15 protein-coding genes and 2 pseudogenes are annotated in these 16,114 nt (G+C 37.1%); 4 read left to right on the plus strand and 13 right to left on the minus strand.

What is annotated here, in order from left to right; genetic code table 11:
* Window positions 1-73 precede the first annotated feature (73 nt).
* Entirely contained in the window at window positions 74-565 is a 492-nt protein-coding gene (locus tag ABES02_RS27580; RefSeq protein ID WP_430141002.1) for a YxiF family protein, read from the minus strand.
* Between the two features lie 279 nt (window positions 566-844).
* On the opposite strand from ABES02_RS27580, the gene hcp reads away from it, so the two are divergent.
* Window positions 845-1,849, plus strand: coding sequence for a hydroxylamine reductase (gene hcp / locus ABES02_RS27585; RefSeq protein WP_430141003.1), 1,005 nt, complete (start codon window positions 845-847; stop codon window positions 1,847-1,849).
* A 47-nt stretch (window positions 1,850-1,896) separates the two neighbouring features.
* Window positions 1,897-2,523, plus strand: a complete 627-nt coding sequence (locus ABES02_RS27590) for a hypothetical protein (protein WP_430141032.1) — start codon at window positions 1,897-1,899, stop codon at window positions 2,521-2,523.
* Between the two features lie 253 nt (window positions 2,524-2,776).
* Here the strand turns inward: ABES02_RS27590 and ABES02_RS27595 are convergent, their stop codons facing one another.
* Window positions 2,777-3,259 carry a hypothetical protein gene (locus ABES02_RS27595; RefSeq protein WP_430141004.1) on the minus strand — a complete coding sequence of 161 codons (483 nt, stop codon included), beginning with the start codon at window positions 3,257-3,259 and terminating at the stop codon, window positions 2,777-2,779.
* 202 nt (window positions 3,260-3,461) lie between these two features.
* The gene (locus tag ABES02_RS27600; protein ID WP_430141006.1) at window positions 3,462-4,022 is read right to left on the minus strand and encodes a CBO0543 family protein; all 561 of its coding nucleotides are present in this window, start codon (window positions 4,020-4,022) and stop codon (window positions 3,462-3,464) included.
* Between the two features lie 259 nt (window positions 4,023-4,281).
* On the opposite strand from ABES02_RS27600, the gene ABES02_RS27605 reads away from it, so the two are divergent.
* Together ABES02_RS27605 and ABES02_RS27610 are read left to right on the plus strand one after the other, a co-directional pair.
* Window positions 4,282-4,677 (plus strand): DUF3231 family protein, encoded by a 396-nt coding sequence (locus tag ABES02_RS27605; protein ID WP_430141007.1) that lies wholly within the window; start codon window positions 4,282-4,284, stop codon window positions 4,675-4,677.
* A complete protein-coding gene (locus ABES02_RS27610) occupies window positions 4,674-4,829 on the plus strand; it encodes a hypothetical protein (RefSeq protein ID WP_430141008.1) in 156 nt (51 codons plus the stop codon). The genes ABES02_RS27605 and ABES02_RS27610 overlap by 4 nt, the downstream gene beginning before the upstream one ends.
* 211 nt (window positions 4,830-5,040) lie before the next feature.
* On the opposite strand, the gene ABES02_RS27615 is transcribed toward ABES02_RS27610, so the two are convergent.
* The 10 genes and pseudogenes from ABES02_RS27615 to ABES02_RS27660 form a co-directional block, all read right to left on the minus strand.
* Window positions 5,041-5,910, minus strand: coding sequence for an RCC1 domain-containing protein (locus ABES02_RS27615; protein ID WP_430141010.1), 870 nt, complete (start codon window positions 5,908-5,910; stop codon window positions 5,041-5,043).
* An 83-nt stretch (window positions 5,911-5,993) separates the two neighbouring features.
* A pseudogene (locus tag ABES02_RS27620) lies at window positions 5,994-6,503 on the minus strand (TSUP family transporter); the annotation flags it as partial.
* Between the two features lie 93 nt (window positions 6,504-6,596).
* Window positions 6,597-8,096, minus strand: coding sequence for an RNA-guided endonuclease InsQ/TnpB family protein (locus ABES02_RS27625; RefSeq protein ID WP_430141012.1), 1,500 nt, complete (start codon window positions 8,094-8,096; stop codon window positions 6,597-6,599).
* 164 nt (window positions 8,097-8,260) lie between these two features.
* Window positions 8,261-8,500 (minus strand): annotated as a pseudogene (locus ABES02_RS27630) (TSUP family transporter); the annotation flags it as partial.
* Window positions 8,501-8,563: 63 nt separating this feature from the next.
* A complete protein-coding gene (locus ABES02_RS27635; protein WP_430141014.1) occupies window positions 8,564-9,040 on the minus strand; it encodes a GNAT family N-acetyltransferase in 477 nt (158 codons plus the stop codon).
* 291 nt (window positions 9,041-9,331) lie between these two features.
* A complete protein-coding gene (locus ABES02_RS27640) occupies window positions 9,332-9,769 on the minus strand; it encodes a VOC family protein (RefSeq protein WP_430141015.1) in 438 nt (145 codons plus the stop codon).
* Between the two features lie 421 nt (window positions 9,770-10,190).
* On the minus strand, window positions 10,191-11,438 hold the full coding sequence (gene dcm, locus ABES02_RS27645) for a DNA (cytosine-5-)-methyltransferase (protein ID WP_430141017.1): 1,248 nt from the start codon (window positions 11,436-11,438) through the stop codon (window positions 10,191-10,193).
* Between the two features lie 342 nt (window positions 11,439-11,780).
* Window positions 11,781-13,187, minus strand: a complete 1,407-nt coding sequence (locus tag ABES02_RS27650; RefSeq protein ID WP_430141018.1) for a UvrD-helicase domain-containing protein — start codon at window positions 13,185-13,187, stop codon at window positions 11,781-11,783.
* Window positions 13,188-13,208: 21 nt separating this feature from the next.
* Entirely contained in the window at window positions 13,209-13,400 is a 192-nt protein-coding gene (locus tag ABES02_RS27655) for a hypothetical protein (protein WP_430141019.1), read from the minus strand.
* A complete protein-coding gene (locus ABES02_RS27660; protein ID WP_430141020.1) occupies window positions 13,397-16,105 on the minus strand; it encodes a hypothetical protein in 2,709 nt (902 codons plus the stop codon). The genes ABES02_RS27655 and ABES02_RS27660 overlap by 4 nt, the downstream gene beginning before the upstream one ends.
* Window positions 16,106-16,114 lie beyond the last annotated feature (9 nt).

Genomic DNA, 16,114 nt, shown 5'->3' on the forward strand with positions numbered 1-16,114 from the left:
GAAGTTAATTTTCATGGTAGTCAAATAAAAAAAGCTGTCAGAATGACGCCTCGATCTTCATCTCCCGCAGCCGTTAGTTGAACAACCCCCATATAGTAAAGGTATCCCAATATTCAAACCTTTCAATACAAATTCCATAGTAAAATGTCGGTTCAACAACGACAAAATCAAAAGCACCATTTGAATATCCACTAAAATTTACTATCCAATTAATATCTCTGAAAATATCTTCTAAACTTAAAATAATTGCACCTGTATCAAGATAATCTTGATGAAACAAAATAATCTCTTTTTCCTTAAGCTGCTTAGGAATTTTCTTATTTAGCATCCATAGCTGATTAACTGCTTTATTGGTGTTATGTTCAAATTTAAGTTCCTCTTTATTTTCACCTAGCGTATCTATTTTGTTAAATATATCACCAAGTAAATCATAGGAATATTGAGGTTCCATAAAAGAATCAAGTGTTAAATGAATATCTTTAGTCTTCATTTCTTTAATAATGTTATTTCTTTTACTTTTCATTTGAAGAAATTTTATCTTTTCGTTGCGTTCGTTTACATCCATTAAAACATTCCCCTTTAACGAAATTCAACTAAGTGTTTTATTCAAAGCACACCCCTCTTGTCCTTTTTGTCACCTATTGTTCAATTCTTTTTGACTTGTTTGTGAACAGACTCATAAAGAATCCAAATTTAAAATGAAAGAATTTATAATAACGATGTAAACAAGATGATTATATTGTTAATCACTTATGATACTTATTCTATAACCTACACTAAATGAAACAAATTGTTAAAGAAGAAGAATTAGAAATCGAAAATCATTCATTGGAGGAAATTATAAATGAGTATGTTTTGTTTTCAATGTCAAGAAACCGCACAAGGAACAGGTTGTACTGTTGTTGGTGTATGTGGAAAAAAAGATGATTTGGCAAATATGCAAGATTTATTGATTTACACGATTAAGGGAGTTGCGATTGTAAATACAATGGCTCGTGAAATCGGGATTAATCAAAAGAATGCAGATCAGTTTATCATAAATGGTCTTTTTATGACGATTACAAATGCAAATTGGGATAAAAATGAATTTTTTAATACTGTAAGAGAAGGATTAAAGCTCCGAGAAGAAATTAAAGCTGCAATCATTAATGCAGGGTACACTTTAGACAACAATAGCGATTTTGTCACTTGGTATGGTGAAACAAATCATCAACTTGAAATGAAATCTGCTTCTCAAGAAGTTAGTATTCTAGCTACAAGAGATGAAGATATTCGTTCATTAAGAGAGTTAGTGACTTACGGATTGAAAGGAATGGCTGCCTATTTAGAGCATGCGGGAAATCTTAGCTATGAAAATGAAGAGCTAGATGCGTTTATGCAAAAAGCACTTGCAACGATCACAGATGATTCAGTAAGTATGGAACAATTGATTGAACTTTCAATGGAATGTGGAAAGTACGGCGTTCATGCCATGGAACTTTTAGATACAGCAAATACATCAACGTATGGTCATCCTGAAATGACGAAAGTAAACATTGGTGTACGTCAAAATCCGGGAATTTTAGTTAGCGGTCATGACCTGAAAGATATGGAACAGTTATTAAAACAAACGGAAGGCACGGGAGTAGATGTGTATACACATAGTGAAATGCTTCCAGCGCACTATTATCCAGCCTTCAAAAAATACGATCATTTTGTCGGTAACTACGGAAATGCATGGTGGGAACAAACTCGTGAATTCGAGAGCTTTAACGGTCCGATCTTCATGACAACAAACTGTATTGTCCCACCAAAGGCTTCCTATAAAGGAAGAATGTATACAACTGGGGCAACTGCTGTTGAGGGGTAACCTATATTCCTAAAAATGAAGATGGTACAAAAGATTTCTCCGTCATTATTGAGCATGCAAAGAAATGCCAACCACCAGTAGAAATTGAAAAAGGTGAAATTATTGGAGGATTTGCGCATAATCAAGTGGCTCAAGTAGCTAATCAAGTTGTAGAAGCTGTGAAAAAGGGTGATATTAAACGATTCTTTGTAATGGCTGGCTGTGATGGTCGCCATAAGAGCAGAACTTATTATAAAGAGTTTGCCGAAGATCTTCCAAAAGATACTATCATTTTAACAGCCGGTTGTGCAAAATATCGATACAATAAACTAGATTTAGGTGATATCAACGGAATTCCGAGGGTACTTGATGCCGGTCAATGTAACGATTCCTACTCTCTAGTCATGACTGCATTGAAGTTGAAAGATGCATTCGGATTAGAAAGTGTTAATGAATTACCGTTATCTTACAATATCGCATGGTATGAGCAAAAAGCGGTTATCGTTTTCTTATCTTTACTTTACTTAGGTGTGAAAAATATTCACGTTGGACCAACATTACCAGCTTTCTTATCACCAAACGTAACGAACTTCTTAATTGAGAATTTTGGTGTAGGCGGCATTTCAAATACTAAAGCCGATATCGAATTGTTCATGAACAGCTCAATTGAAATTGAAGAAAGTATATTAGTTTAATAATAGACCTAATCCCGACTGGGATGAAGGATAAAATGATTAAACCTAAAACAACTGACAATAGATTTGGCGGTGTTAACCCCATTCCTAACGAAGCATCAAGGAATGGGGTTTTGTTATTTATATTTAAAAGCACTTAATAATGAGTTTGTTAAACACAACTGCTTCGTTTAGTGGAACAAGCAAAAAAGGCTGCCGCAGCAACCTAAGCATTCTTAAAATTCAAGCACCCGTAAGTTGAGTAACTTTAGCTTCATTTATCAAGTACACCGTTATATCCTTTCACTTTTTCAACCAAATACTGTACCGCATACAATATATACGCTTTGTAATGTATATATATAAAGAATTGAAAATAGTTTAACCTATTTAGACGAACAATTTTAATTTTTTTTAAGAAAGGAATGAAAAGAAAAGCAAAGAGTCCATTCGCTATCGCATTAATCGATATAAATTTTTTAAAGTTTCCATATGAAAATTTAAGGAACCACAAAGACATAGGCAAATATGGACCAATATCAAAAGGAAGTTCATCCCTAATAAAAGATCTTGGTTTATCGTAAAATTCCCACCACTTCCTCTTACGTCCATACAAATGATTTATAATTTCAAAAATAGATATAAAAACCCCCGCTAAAGAATAACGTTTGATACTACGCTTACCTATAAATAACAACGATAACCAGGGAATCAGTATTAAAAATAAATTTAATGCTTTGTGCCTCTTTGAAGCCATATATGAATTTCACCTCTCCCCGAATTTGTCCCATATTTTTTAATGTATCCAAATATTATAAAAAAAATCTACTTATTAAGTAGTCCCACAGACATATTCAACAACATTGACATATAACTTTCTTTTGAACTAAACTGCTTTGTTTGTTGAAGAACAAAAAAAAGCCGCAGCAGCGACCTTTTAAAACTCCTTAAGTAATAACCTATATACCAGCAAAGTTTCTAAGCCGGCTAATTTTGTGACAGGCAAGATAAATCAAAAAGTAAATTGGGAAGGAGTAAAAAATACTCCATTTTTTTAATACATAAAATCCTAGCCATAAAAAAAAGGGTTCCCCAATAAAGGAACAAACTGCTGCGAATACCAAGGCTTTAACTAATGCTGAACTGTTAGGCTTGTATTGTACTAGTAACATAACGAAAACAGGCAAAATACACATATCCCAAGGAAGATAAGAAGGCATTGTAGGTATAACTTTTCCCGTGTAATACCAGAGACCATACATCACTCCAAAAAAATCCATCCAACAAGTGAAAATGAGAACAAAAAATCCTACAAACAACAGCCTTTGTGTGCTATCTTTCTTCCTGTATTTAATCCATATTGCCCAAGGAAGAATACTGAAAACAAAAGATAACCAAAAATCCCAATGGAACAATGTATTTTTTAGCCAGTAATGAAGAAATTCATAGTGGGTGTCAGCTATTTTATCATAAAATTCTCCGACCTTTTTTAGCTTCTCTGGGTCTTCAATGGTCTTCAATATCCTCCCTCCTTTGTTGCTTCTTATTATTCCCAAAAGGCAAAAGGATATCAAACACTATTTAAGTATCCTGCCCCGTTAACACAATAAAAAAAACGGTCGAAACGACAGGACTGTTCTTCAACTCTTGTGCCAGTTAGTTGAATAAGCACCTTCTCATTTGCTGCACATTTTGGTCGATTATCGCAGCTTGCCTCTAAGTTTTACATTCCATAAAAATGGAAATACTAATACAAAATAAATTAAGGAATGAAATGTTATGCAAAATATCTTTGAAGCAGCTTTTGATTACTTAAAAACAACATATGATTCTGAGCCAAAATCTCGTCCACACATTGGAGAAGCTATGGGATGTTGGCTTTATTTCACTGCATTAGCAGAAGAAATTCCTGTTCTGGAAGCTTCTTTAAATACAACTACTGACGATGAATTAATTAATTTGGTTAATAAATCAAAGAATCTTGGTGAACACCAGATGAATATACTTAAAGGTTTCATGATAAATGAAGGAATTCCTTTATCTCAAGCGTCTGAATCTAAACCAAAATCGGATCCAAATAGCGTACCATTAGGTGCAAAAATGACGGATGAGGAAATTGCAAATTTCATTTCACTAAAAATTGCTACTAATATCGTTATGTGTGCTACTACATGAGTCAAAGTATTCGTAATGATATTGGTTTAAAGTGGGCAAGACTCCAAACCGAGAAAATGGTTCTTGCTATGGAAGTTAAAATTGCTATGCGTAAAAGGGGCTGGATTAAAGTTCCTCCTTATTATTATCCTCCCGGTGCACCAAGCAATTAATAATGGTGCCTTTTTAATTATCCCCCTGTTCCATGCCTAATGTTTCGGCAATCGTGGACCAGCGGACCAAACGAATTTTAAAATCTAATAACAACAATAAACGTTTGCTATACATTTACCTCTCAGAGAAATAAGTCAGCATTAGAAAAATGACAAGACATGCCTTAACCTTGTCTGGTTCAATGATTCTCTGGCGTGTTGTTTTTAAAAACTAATTGCCGGGAAGTTTGATACCGCTAAAGCCTCTTACATCGCATTGGCCATATTCATTATCACCCACTGCAACCACCGTGCCGTCCGATTTAAGACCGACGGTATGGGTACAACCCGCTGCAATTGCCACAATATCGCACCAATCACTTACATTACATTGTCCGTACTCATTCCAACCGACAGCCACCACAGTACCGTCCGATTTAAGGCCGATTGTATGATTACTCCCCACCGCTATCGCCACAATACCGCGCCAGCCGTTTACATCGCATTGTTCATGTTTATTCAAACCCACAGCCGTCACCGTTCCGTCCGATTTTAGACCGATTGTATGAAGATAACCCGCCGCGACCGCCACAATATCTCTCCAGTCGCTTACATTGCATTGGCGATACCGATTATTACCGACAGCCGTCACCGTGCCGTCCAATTTAAGACCGATTGTATGCCAGTCACCCGCTGCGACCGCCACAATATCATGATAGCCGTTTACATTGCATTCACCTTCATTATTTCGGCCCACCGCTACAGCCGATCCATCCGATTTAAGCCCAATGGTATGACGCCACCCCGCCGCAATCGCTACAATATCGCGCCACTCGTTTACATCACATTGGTCATGCTTATTCCACCCCAGAGCCGCCACTGTACTGTCAGATTTAAGTCCGATTGTATGAGCATTACCCGTATTCGTCGCCATATGAACATTACCAGCCGCGACCGCCACAATATCATGCCAGCCGCTGACATCACATTGGCCAAATTTATTATCACCCACAGCCGTCACAGTACCGTCTGATTTAAGCCCAACGGTATGACGACGACCCGCCGCTATGGTATTTTTAGGCCACCGATTCACCTTTAACATAGCTTCCCATCCTCTTTCATAAATGTTGTTTTTAAAACATCATTCTCAGTTATCCATGCCCCCTTGACTCTTCCTTCCACTAATTATTTATAAATATAATCATATGTATTTTTTGCTAGCAATAAAAAGGTTACCGTGATGAACAGCGCACGTACGTAGCCGCTTCCTTGCTTAATGGCAAACCTTGAGCCGCAAATCGCACCTGCCAATTGGGCAAGTCCCATAGGAATGCCGTAAGCGTAATTAACCTGCCCTAAAAACATAAACATCAACAACGCTGCAAATTACTGCCAAAGTTTAAAAACTTCGCATTTCCTACTGCCTTTAAAAAATCAAAGCCAATCATTAAAAAAGCAAAGATTAAAAAGGATCCAGTTCCCGGGCCAATAAATCCATCATAGAAACCTATGGCAAAAATGATAAGCACAAACAAGAATTGACGTTTTGCCGATAACCGTTTAATGCTAGAGATAGTGCCCCAATCTTTCTTGAAAATAGTATAAATCGCGACAGCAGCAAGCATCAATCATCAGTGGCTTTAATACTTCAGGATTCATTAAATGAACAATCCAGGCCCCTATCATTGAACCAATGAGTATCCCCATAGCTAAAGCTAGAGGTTTCGAAAGAATAGACTTTAACAGCCCATTGTCTTTTCGTGGGCTACCACGTGTCCCGCTAATACATCAGGCATATGCCTTCAGCTTTGCATTTTTTGGGTATTTAATGATGATGATTTTCCGTGGGGATTGCAGGAACTGTTTTCCTTCCATTCCTTCAAAAGCGTTCCCTATATGTTTTCGAACAATGTTAAAAGCACCATTTACATCCGCATGTATGAGAACCTTAGATCCCTTAATCTTGTAAAAGGCTCTACTGTATCGATAACCACTAAAATTAGTTATGTGTTCTTCACCATAGGTTGGAATCGGGTCATGATTCAAGAAACTAGACTTGGATGTATAGCTTTCTTCTCGATCAATGCATTGAATCCCCTTTCGTTCTGCCTTATATCGAATCATTTCAATAAACGTCGAATATGGAATTTGAATGAAGGTTTGCTTATCCGCCTTTTTCATTTCAACCTCGATCTTCCAACCGACATTTCGGCCTATGATGATGGTATCGATTTTTCTTTCTAGAGCTATTTCCACCACTTTTGCGCTTGCCTTATGTAAAAAATCCATGATACGATTGTTTCTTTTTCGATCCAATGAACTCAACCGATGGGTTGTAAAGATTCCTTCTTTTGGATTTTTTCCATTTCGGATGATACAAAAGTAATTCGCTCTTAATTTATTGTAGTATTGATTGATCGATTTTAACCTTGTGCCCTTGATAAGAAGAGGCTTATGCCCCGTGTTATCGACAATAGTTGCCAGGTTATCCACTCCCAAATCAATACCCATTACTAGTTTTGGTTCAAATACCAATTCATTGGTTTGTTTTTCTGTTCTTTTGATTTCCTTTTCTTGTTCACTTTTGAAAACTACTTCGACTACATAACGGTCATAGGAAGGTACAATTCGAACTTGTTGTAGTTTTCCTATTGAATGAGCGATCTTTCCCAATTTCAATAGAAAAGGGGTTCCAGGTAATTTAAGAACATTTCCTTCTTTTATCCCCGTAATTTGATTGGTCAAATAGCACGTTGTACGACCATTCTTCAGCTTATATTTTGGGATTTTAGGTTTACCGGAAAAGTTTGCAGGATTGACTTTATATTTCTTAGAGGCTTCGAAATAACTTTTCCAATCATCAAATACTTTTTTCATGGTTTGTTGATTGGATTGAGAGGGCATAGAAGCGTAATCTACTTGTTTCATTACTTTAAAAAGGGCTTCGACAAAGTCGTACTGCAGGAAGGATTTCGCATAGGTAGGCATTCCAAATAATTTTAACTTTGGTTCAATTATATTGCCTTTTTTGTCCATTTTCTTAGGTTTCGATCTAGCTTTTTCAAAGCTTTTCAGACGAATTTCATTCATACGAGGTAAATGCGATTCAATATCTATTAACACTTGTAGCTGATTATCATTTCGTGTCTCTTTTTTTAAAGCTGTGTAAACCTGTCGAATGTAGTAGTTGGTAATGTTGTAAAGATTTTTTGCTTTAAAGCATAGTGAATCGCAGAAATCAAACAACTCATGTTCCGGATGAATTTGTATTTTATAGGTACTATACATTACATTCACCTCCTTCGAATTAATAGGAACACACGTTCCGTGCGTATCTTTATTATAACAGAATGCTTCAAAAAAAGTATAGGAAAACGCTTGCTTTATCCTAAAGAAACTCAAAAAAACAGCTTATATCCACATATCTAAAGCTAGGGGTTATACGCTGCTTTTTGATAAACGGATTTTAAATCCGGCTTGCCAGAACGATAAAACATGATTGTACTCGTAAATGAGCCAATGGTTCCCGCTAATTTATTTGTGGGTACCGCGGCTGCAGGCGGAAGACCTGTAAGTAACAGCGCTGGCAGTGCAATCAGCCCTCCTCCGCCAACCACTGAGTCGATAAAAGCTGCTAAAAAGCCAAACACCACTAAAATCATTAATAAAGTTGGATCCATATCGAAGAACATCTAATCAGCCTTTCACAGAGGATTAATCTAATAGTAGTCCAGTGAATAATCTATACTGAACCTTTACTTTAAGAAATTTTTCTGTTGATATGGATTCTTAAGCACCTTTTGCATAAATAGTTCGGAATTAACATTCTGTTCAAAACCATATTGGCTATATAATGAATGTGCATCTTGAGTAGCTAACATAAATCTACGAACTCCCTGTAATTCGGAATGGTTTGTGATAATCTCCATTAACCATTTTGATAACCCTAATTTCCGAAAATTAGGCAAGATAAACACATCACTAAGATAAGCGAACGTCGCTAAATCAGTAATTACCCTTGCAAAACCAACCTGTTCAAAAACATCTTTACCTACTTCACCTTTATAGACTCCAAAACATAGCGGAGAATTTTCAATTGCCTTTTTTACGGTTTCCTTGGGAATACCATTTGACCAGTATGCTTCTTGACTCAAGAAGCTATGTATTAATGATAAATCTAAATACTCTTTATTTGTTGAAATTGAAAATCCTTTATTAATCCAGATATCCAATTTAAGTCCCCCTAATTATTCAAAATGTACAGTAGTTAATTTAACTACTGTTCTAAATTTCTTCAACTAAACTATTAATATCTATATTCAACAGCCTGAGTACCCTTACAATATTATATACATTTTGCTATACAATTTTCAGTAATAAATACATAGAAATCGCTTTATTCCAACGAAAAACGCCTATCAAATTTTACAATTCGATAGGCATTTTACCTTACATATTCTTTGTTTATGATAGGTAACCGAATACCATAAATTTTTGACCCGATAACTATTAATTACCCTAATTTATTTGATTTGCTCCGCCAACTCTACAATAATTCCCTCTGGCCCACGACAGTAGCATAACTTATAACTTTCTTCATATTGTAGTATTTCACTAATGAATTCCGTATTTTTCTTTTTCAATTTGGCAACAACAGCTTCAATATCTTCAACAGCAAATGCAATATGCCGGATACCCGGGGTATTGGCAAAAGATTGCTGAATTTCTCTTTCATCTGAAGGCTTATAAAATTTGATTAACTCTAGCCATGCCTGACCGTCTGGCGACCCCAATCCTACACATGCTACTTTAACATCATTCAGCCCAAATACCTGATTGATCAACTCTCCTTCCATTTCCCATTCCCCTTTCACCTCAAGCCCTAAATCGAGAAAAAACTCTTTGGCAGCAGAGAGGTCAATTACGTTTACACCTACATGATCTATTCTGTGTATCTTCATATCTCATACCTCCAATATCACAGTTATTAAGCAATAACCTATATTCGTTAAAAGTTAGTTTTAATTCTAATTCGCTAAAAACAGAAAATGTCCTTCTTCTTCAAGCTGGCCCGTTTGCGGAAGACCGATCTTATTGTTTTAGACTACGGCCTTTCTGAAAATTGTTTGGGGTTCTTGGATATAGAGGCAACTGTTCCGTAGCAAACTTCTTCTTAACGGTACCCATATCTTACCCTTCGGAAAGAGTATCTACCGAAACACTGGTGTACATTCTCCTGGATGTAATCGTGCGGCAAAATTAACGCTTAGATTATTCTGGATAAAATTATTACCACTTCTAATTAAAAAGTGCTTAATAAATAAAAAACCGGGAACTTTTTTTAGTCATCCCGGAATTTCGTTTATTAATATAAATTTTAATCTAAACGGGTAAACTCAATTGCTGAGGGTGCTCTTTTAGTGCCTCTAAATCCTCATTTTCAACTTCTAGAATTCTTTTACCCATTCTCTCAATTAAACCCACAACCAGGGCATTCCCCATGCAGAAATACCTCATTCTATCGGACATGCCTTCGGTCCACCGGTCTGGGAATCCGTTTAATCGTTCACATTCCACTGGGGTTAAAATTCGAATACGATTCGTTTCAGGATCTCGAATAACATGACTGCTTCGATTAACTGTACCTTCGCTAGTTAACATTGTCCGCCCAGGTTTATCAAGCGGTTCAGGGAAAGCCATTCCACCCTCAGAAAATGTATACTTATGTCCATTTGCTGCAATGCGTTCTATCTTTTTTGGACCCTTTAAATATTCAAATTTTTCTAAAGCATTTTCGTTTAAATAATATTTTTCGTCCACACCTGTTTGAATAATTTCGCCTATTGTAATCGGCTCTTCTATAATCGGTGTTAACTCCTCAGTGTAGACCCTGTTATTCCTTAAAATACCTGAATTATAATAAGTCTTAGAAAAATTATCTGAAATATCAACGATATCTTCCGTTAATGGAAAACCATGAAATTTTTTAGTTTCCTCGTCCAAAACCGGAAAGGCTTTTGCAAAAAAGCCCTCAGTACGAAGCATCGTTGAATCTTCTAAATGAGCTTTGTTTTGGATAAACTGAATGTCGTTGCGAACAGCAAAAATAAAGATTCTTCTACGACGTTGTGCTTGTCCATACTCAGCAGCATTGATGACACGCCATTCAACTGAGTAACCTAAATCACGGAAACTAGCAAGCATTATCGAAAAGTCTCTGCCTCGTTGCTTTGAAGGAGATTTAAGTAATCGGTCAACATTTTCAAGCAAAATATATTTTGGATTTAGCTCTGTTGCAAGTCTCATAATCTCCCAAAAAAGTACTCCCTTTTTCCCCTGAATACCCTTCTCTCCTGATAGGCTTCGAGCAACAGAATAATCCTGACATGGAAAACCACCAACTATAATATCTGGAACTAAATCCTTTAAATTCTTTTCATTTACAGTAGAAATATCTTCATTCGAATGAATTCCTTTACCTTCGAAGTTTCTAGCGTAACAAGCAAAAGCATCTTGTGCCTTTTTGGATGGTTCCCACTGGTTTCCCCAAACTACTTCAAAACCTTTTGTTCCCTCAAGGCCGAGTCGGAAACCCCCAACTCCCGCAAATAATTCTATTACTTTTAACATAAACGAACATCCTTTCGGTACTGAATATACCTAAGAATTATTATAATAAAAATTGAAGAAAAGATCAACCTATATAATAAGTTCTTTCCGGGAATAATCTACCTGCTTTTACTTACCTAATTAAAAAATTTGATTAGATTATCTTACCACAATTCTATGAGTTTTTCAGTTCCATAATAAGGAATATAAGAAAATGATATCAATATAATCCTAATAAATTGATTATAACACAAAACAGAACGATCGTTCTAATGTGATTAGTAAATTTTTAATTTCATTTAAAATTTTTCTCTTAAACAAAGAAAGCAACCTTGGGAGGGTTGCTTTCTTATTGTTAAAACTTTATAAAGTATGCTTTTTATAGTACTTTGAATCAATCTCCTTCAATAATGAAGATGGCTGATTATAATAATAGAGCTGCAAATAGGTTTTTGCACGTGTGATAGAAACATAGAGAAGACGCCTTTCCACTTCCACGAACTCCTCATCCTGAAGCTCTTTATCGCCGGCATCGTCCACTAAATCCAAAATCATCACGTAGTCGAATTCCAATCCTTTTGCAGAATGGAAGGTTGTCAGTTTTACCCCGGGAGTATGAGCATTCCCTTGTTCTTTCTTAATAAATTCATGCGGAATCCCCTGCGCCTGGAAAACGTAATACAAACGATTAATGCTCTTCCATTCCCTTGATAGAATCCCAATGGTTTTATCAGGATTCTCCTCCAACCATTTTTTAATGGTAGTCACAATGGCGGCATCCTGTTTTTCCCTCGAATCGCATTCGTATACATCAGGAATTGGGCCTGTATAATCCGGAAGAATCGGTGCGACGTATTCCTCATCCTTGATGATGGAATCATGCATTTGCAGGCTATGGGCCATTTGGATGATCTGTTTCGTCGAACGGAAACTGTTTTGTAAAATTTTCGTTCTTCCTCCAAGGATATTGATGCCGATGTCTTTCCAGGAAAAAGATGTCTTGTAAATTTTCTGACCTTTATCTGCCGCAATCACAAATCCCTTCTTAGCAATAAACCGCAGCAGCATCAGTTGGACCTGCTGAAGATCCTGACCCTCATCAATCATAACCTGATCAAACTTATACGAATCCTTTAATTTTGCCTTATTTTCCAGCAAGGTCAAAGCGAAGTCATCATAATCCATTTTTCTGGTATTTCTTTTCACTCTCTCATATTCTTCATAAATACGATAAATGATTTTTCGATCGGCCTTAATTACCCTTACAGAGCTGCCTCGTCCGGTCCGCGATACGTTTTGGTAGTCCAGAAGATTCTTAATTCCCTTCCCTTTTAACCAGGAAATTTCATCACCTAGAAATTCGCTGAATTTTTCCTCCGTGACAAAACGGTGTTTGGATTCTTTTTTTACGATTTCAACGGCCTTTTTTAGAAAATCCTTTTGATCTCTTGTGGTGGTCACCATCAGTCTGCTTTGCCTTAACACATCTCTTAAAGCACCATATGCCCAGCCATGGAAGGTATAGACAAAAAGATTTTGCGGACCGATTTTTTCCGCAATCTTTTTCGCGTATTCACTTAGCGTTTTATTATAAGTGAAAAGTCCGATCCGGATGGAAGGGTTCTTTTCAATCATTTTCCTTGCTTTCTTTAAAAGAACGGTCGTTTTACCGCTTCCAGCGATTCCTTTGACGAGCAATTCATCCCCATCGAAGTTTACAATTTCTTCCTGTTTAGCCGTTAATTTATGATCGATTGCTGCTAAACTCATGATTCGCTCTCCCCCTGTTATTTACCAATCATCCTCATCATCTTCATCATCCGAAAAGATCTCATCCAATGCCGATGGGACAGATTTGCTATTGTTTATGACGGTTTGAACCTGGTCCAGATGTCCGCCGAGATTCTCTTCTAGCTTTTCTTTATCTATCTTAGGCTTTCGGCTGCGCCACTCCTTAGCTAATTTTCCCCATAAATTTGTCATTTCGCCCGCTTCCTTTCTGCATCATCAACAGGATGGAAGGCTTCTGGACAAATTTGATTATGTGGACAGAAGCGGCATTTTCCGCTTGGAGCTGCTTGCATCTGAATCGGGTATTCCTGCAGCTGTTTCTCAAATTCTTCCCTTAAGGTTGGCAGGATGGAAACCGGCTGGCTGTATAACTGCCCAATGGCCGCTGCTGTCAATTTACTGTCCTCATCTGCCTTGCTGTTTTGGAGAACAGGAAAGAGAAACAGCTGACGCAAATCACTAAATTCTTCGCCCTCTCCATATGGTGTATAGCCGCCGTAATTCTTTTTCGCCCAATAACGGTAACGGATATTTTCCTCGGCGATAATGTTTAATTTAAATTCGTTCCAATAAGGAAAAAGCTTAAAGACCTCCTGCTTAATGTTCTCATCAGTTTCAGAAGGCAATAGAGCGCCAATAGACTTTAAAAGGTTACCGAAAAGAAATTCCTGCACAAATTCACTCGAAAACGTTTCAGTGCTTCCTGATAAATAACTATAATAAAATCTCCGTGGGCAGAACTTAAATTCAGCTAAAGCATCAATAGGATAAGCCAAGAATGAATCCAGTTCCTCCTTGCTTATCTCTCTAGCCAGCTTAACATCGAGCCATTCGTCCTGCTTTCCTCCATCTTCCTTATTAGGTTCCAAATTCAATTGACTCAAATAGACAGCTTTATCGAGATACTTTTTATCTTCCCATTGAACCATCCACGACAATTCAAGCCGCTCAGAGAATTGAAGTAGATTGTAAACCAAATACCTCGTTATTTGTTTCACATATTTATTTCGTAAAACCTGAAAGGACAAGGGAATATTTCTGTTGGCTAAATCATGAAAGACCTGTTCACTCAGCGGCCAAGGAAGCGTAAACTCCGAATAAGGAAGACTGTTTTCATCAAGACCTGTTACATGCGTAATTCCATTCTCCTTAAAGGCTTCGCCGTCAATTTCAATAAACGGGCGAATCAACTCGTCATCAGGATGATCCTTTTTTAAATGCCCCGATAAATAAAGACTAATCGCAGTACTTATATCGCTAACATGAAAATCACCAATATCGGGTGTTGTCTGTAACGTTTCCTTAAGCTCCTTGATAAGGATTCTTTCTTCCTTAACGATTTCTTGCTGCAAATAAGGATTAGCTGCCTCAACCAAATGACGAAGTTTTGAAAAATGGTCCGCAAGTGAAATCCGCTTTTTCCCGTCTCCAAATAAGTCAGAGGCAATCTTCATAATCATATCGATAAAATCAACGAGCTGCAGTACATCCTCTTTTGGTAAGGCAAACTGCGAAAACAATGCAAATGGGCTGGATATCCTTTGTTGGAATGCGTCATCTGCTTCCTCCTGGAAGGCTGAAAGAACATTTTCGTGTATATCAAGCAATTCTTTGGCCCTGTTTTTCCACGATTCTTGAGTAACACAACCTTGGAAAAACGGAAGGACCTCTTGGAGCGGTCGTGTATAATCCCTGGCATTCTTTTTTGTTTTTTTATCAAAAAGCCAGCCGGAAGCAAAGCAATCAAACAATCCACTCTCGGTCAGGACCAAGCTTCCCTCTTGCTCACTCCACATTTGGTGAAGCTGAAAGAGAAATTGTCCGATTGGATATCCAAGAAAATGCCGTTTAGCTTTAAAAAACTCAGGATAGTATTCCTGCAATCGATCATTCAAACTGGCTGCATTGGGAGCAAGGTAGGTTTTATGAACAGTTTTATCTTTATCAGGTGATTTAAGATTCTTCTCATAGTCCTGAAGAAAGTCATAAAAGTCCTGAAAATCCTTTACCTTTAAATGTGCCGGCTTGCGAACGTCTTCAACCAGTTCACCTTCAAAATCTGCTAAGAACTTATCGGCAAGGGTCTGTGGTTTATCTGAACTCTTGGCAATTTCCCATTGGCTTTTATCCACCCATCCATTTCTAGTGTTAATAAAATCCCCAATAAACGAAAACGAATCTGGATACCTTGAGTCATAAAGGTTTAAAAAGATGATGTTAACTCCCGCATCTTTTAGCAGTAAGAAAATTCGCTGTTGTTCTGGTGTCATATAGTAAAATCCATGAAAAACGATGGTCTTATAATCAACATTTTGATTAATCATTTGCAGGATAGGATCATCCTCTTTATAAGCATCCTTCATCATCTTTTGAATGATTTTGGTCCAATCATTTTCCAATTTATTTTTCAAGCCCTTTTTAAGGGTGAATCTTAACCTTTTTAACGATGCATCTTCTTCAAACTTTTTCCAAAGCGTTAAGAATACTTCTTCCTTTGGTGAGAGAATGAGGTCATCATCATCTAAATCTGCAGCTGTCAGCCCTGACAGTTCCAACATTCGAATGGTTTCAAGCACTTCCACCTGGTTCCGCCGGAAGGATGAAAAAAAGTTATCTTCCCACTTCATCTCACGTTGAATCATATCGGATAGGTTTAGAAATTGCTTCAGTTTCGTTTGTGAACTGTACCAATCCCCAAGTAACCCTTTAACCAATTGGATAGAGCTCACAACCGGAGCTGTAATAAAGGGTTGTTCAGGAAGTCTTTGATACCGTTCATAAACCCCTTCACGCATGTTTTTGGTTGCACAAACATGGAGTACATTCGAATAATTCTTTAAGCCTTCTAATTGGTCAAGGGTCTTAGGATTGGTATAGGTAATCACTTTACAAGTCATCTGCATCCC

The organism is Neobacillus pocheonensis, from assembly GCF_050477905.1.
In the GTDB taxonomy this organism is placed as follows: domain Bacteria; phylum Bacillota; class Bacilli; order Bacillales; family Cytobacillaceae; genus Neobacillus; species Neobacillus pocheonensis_A.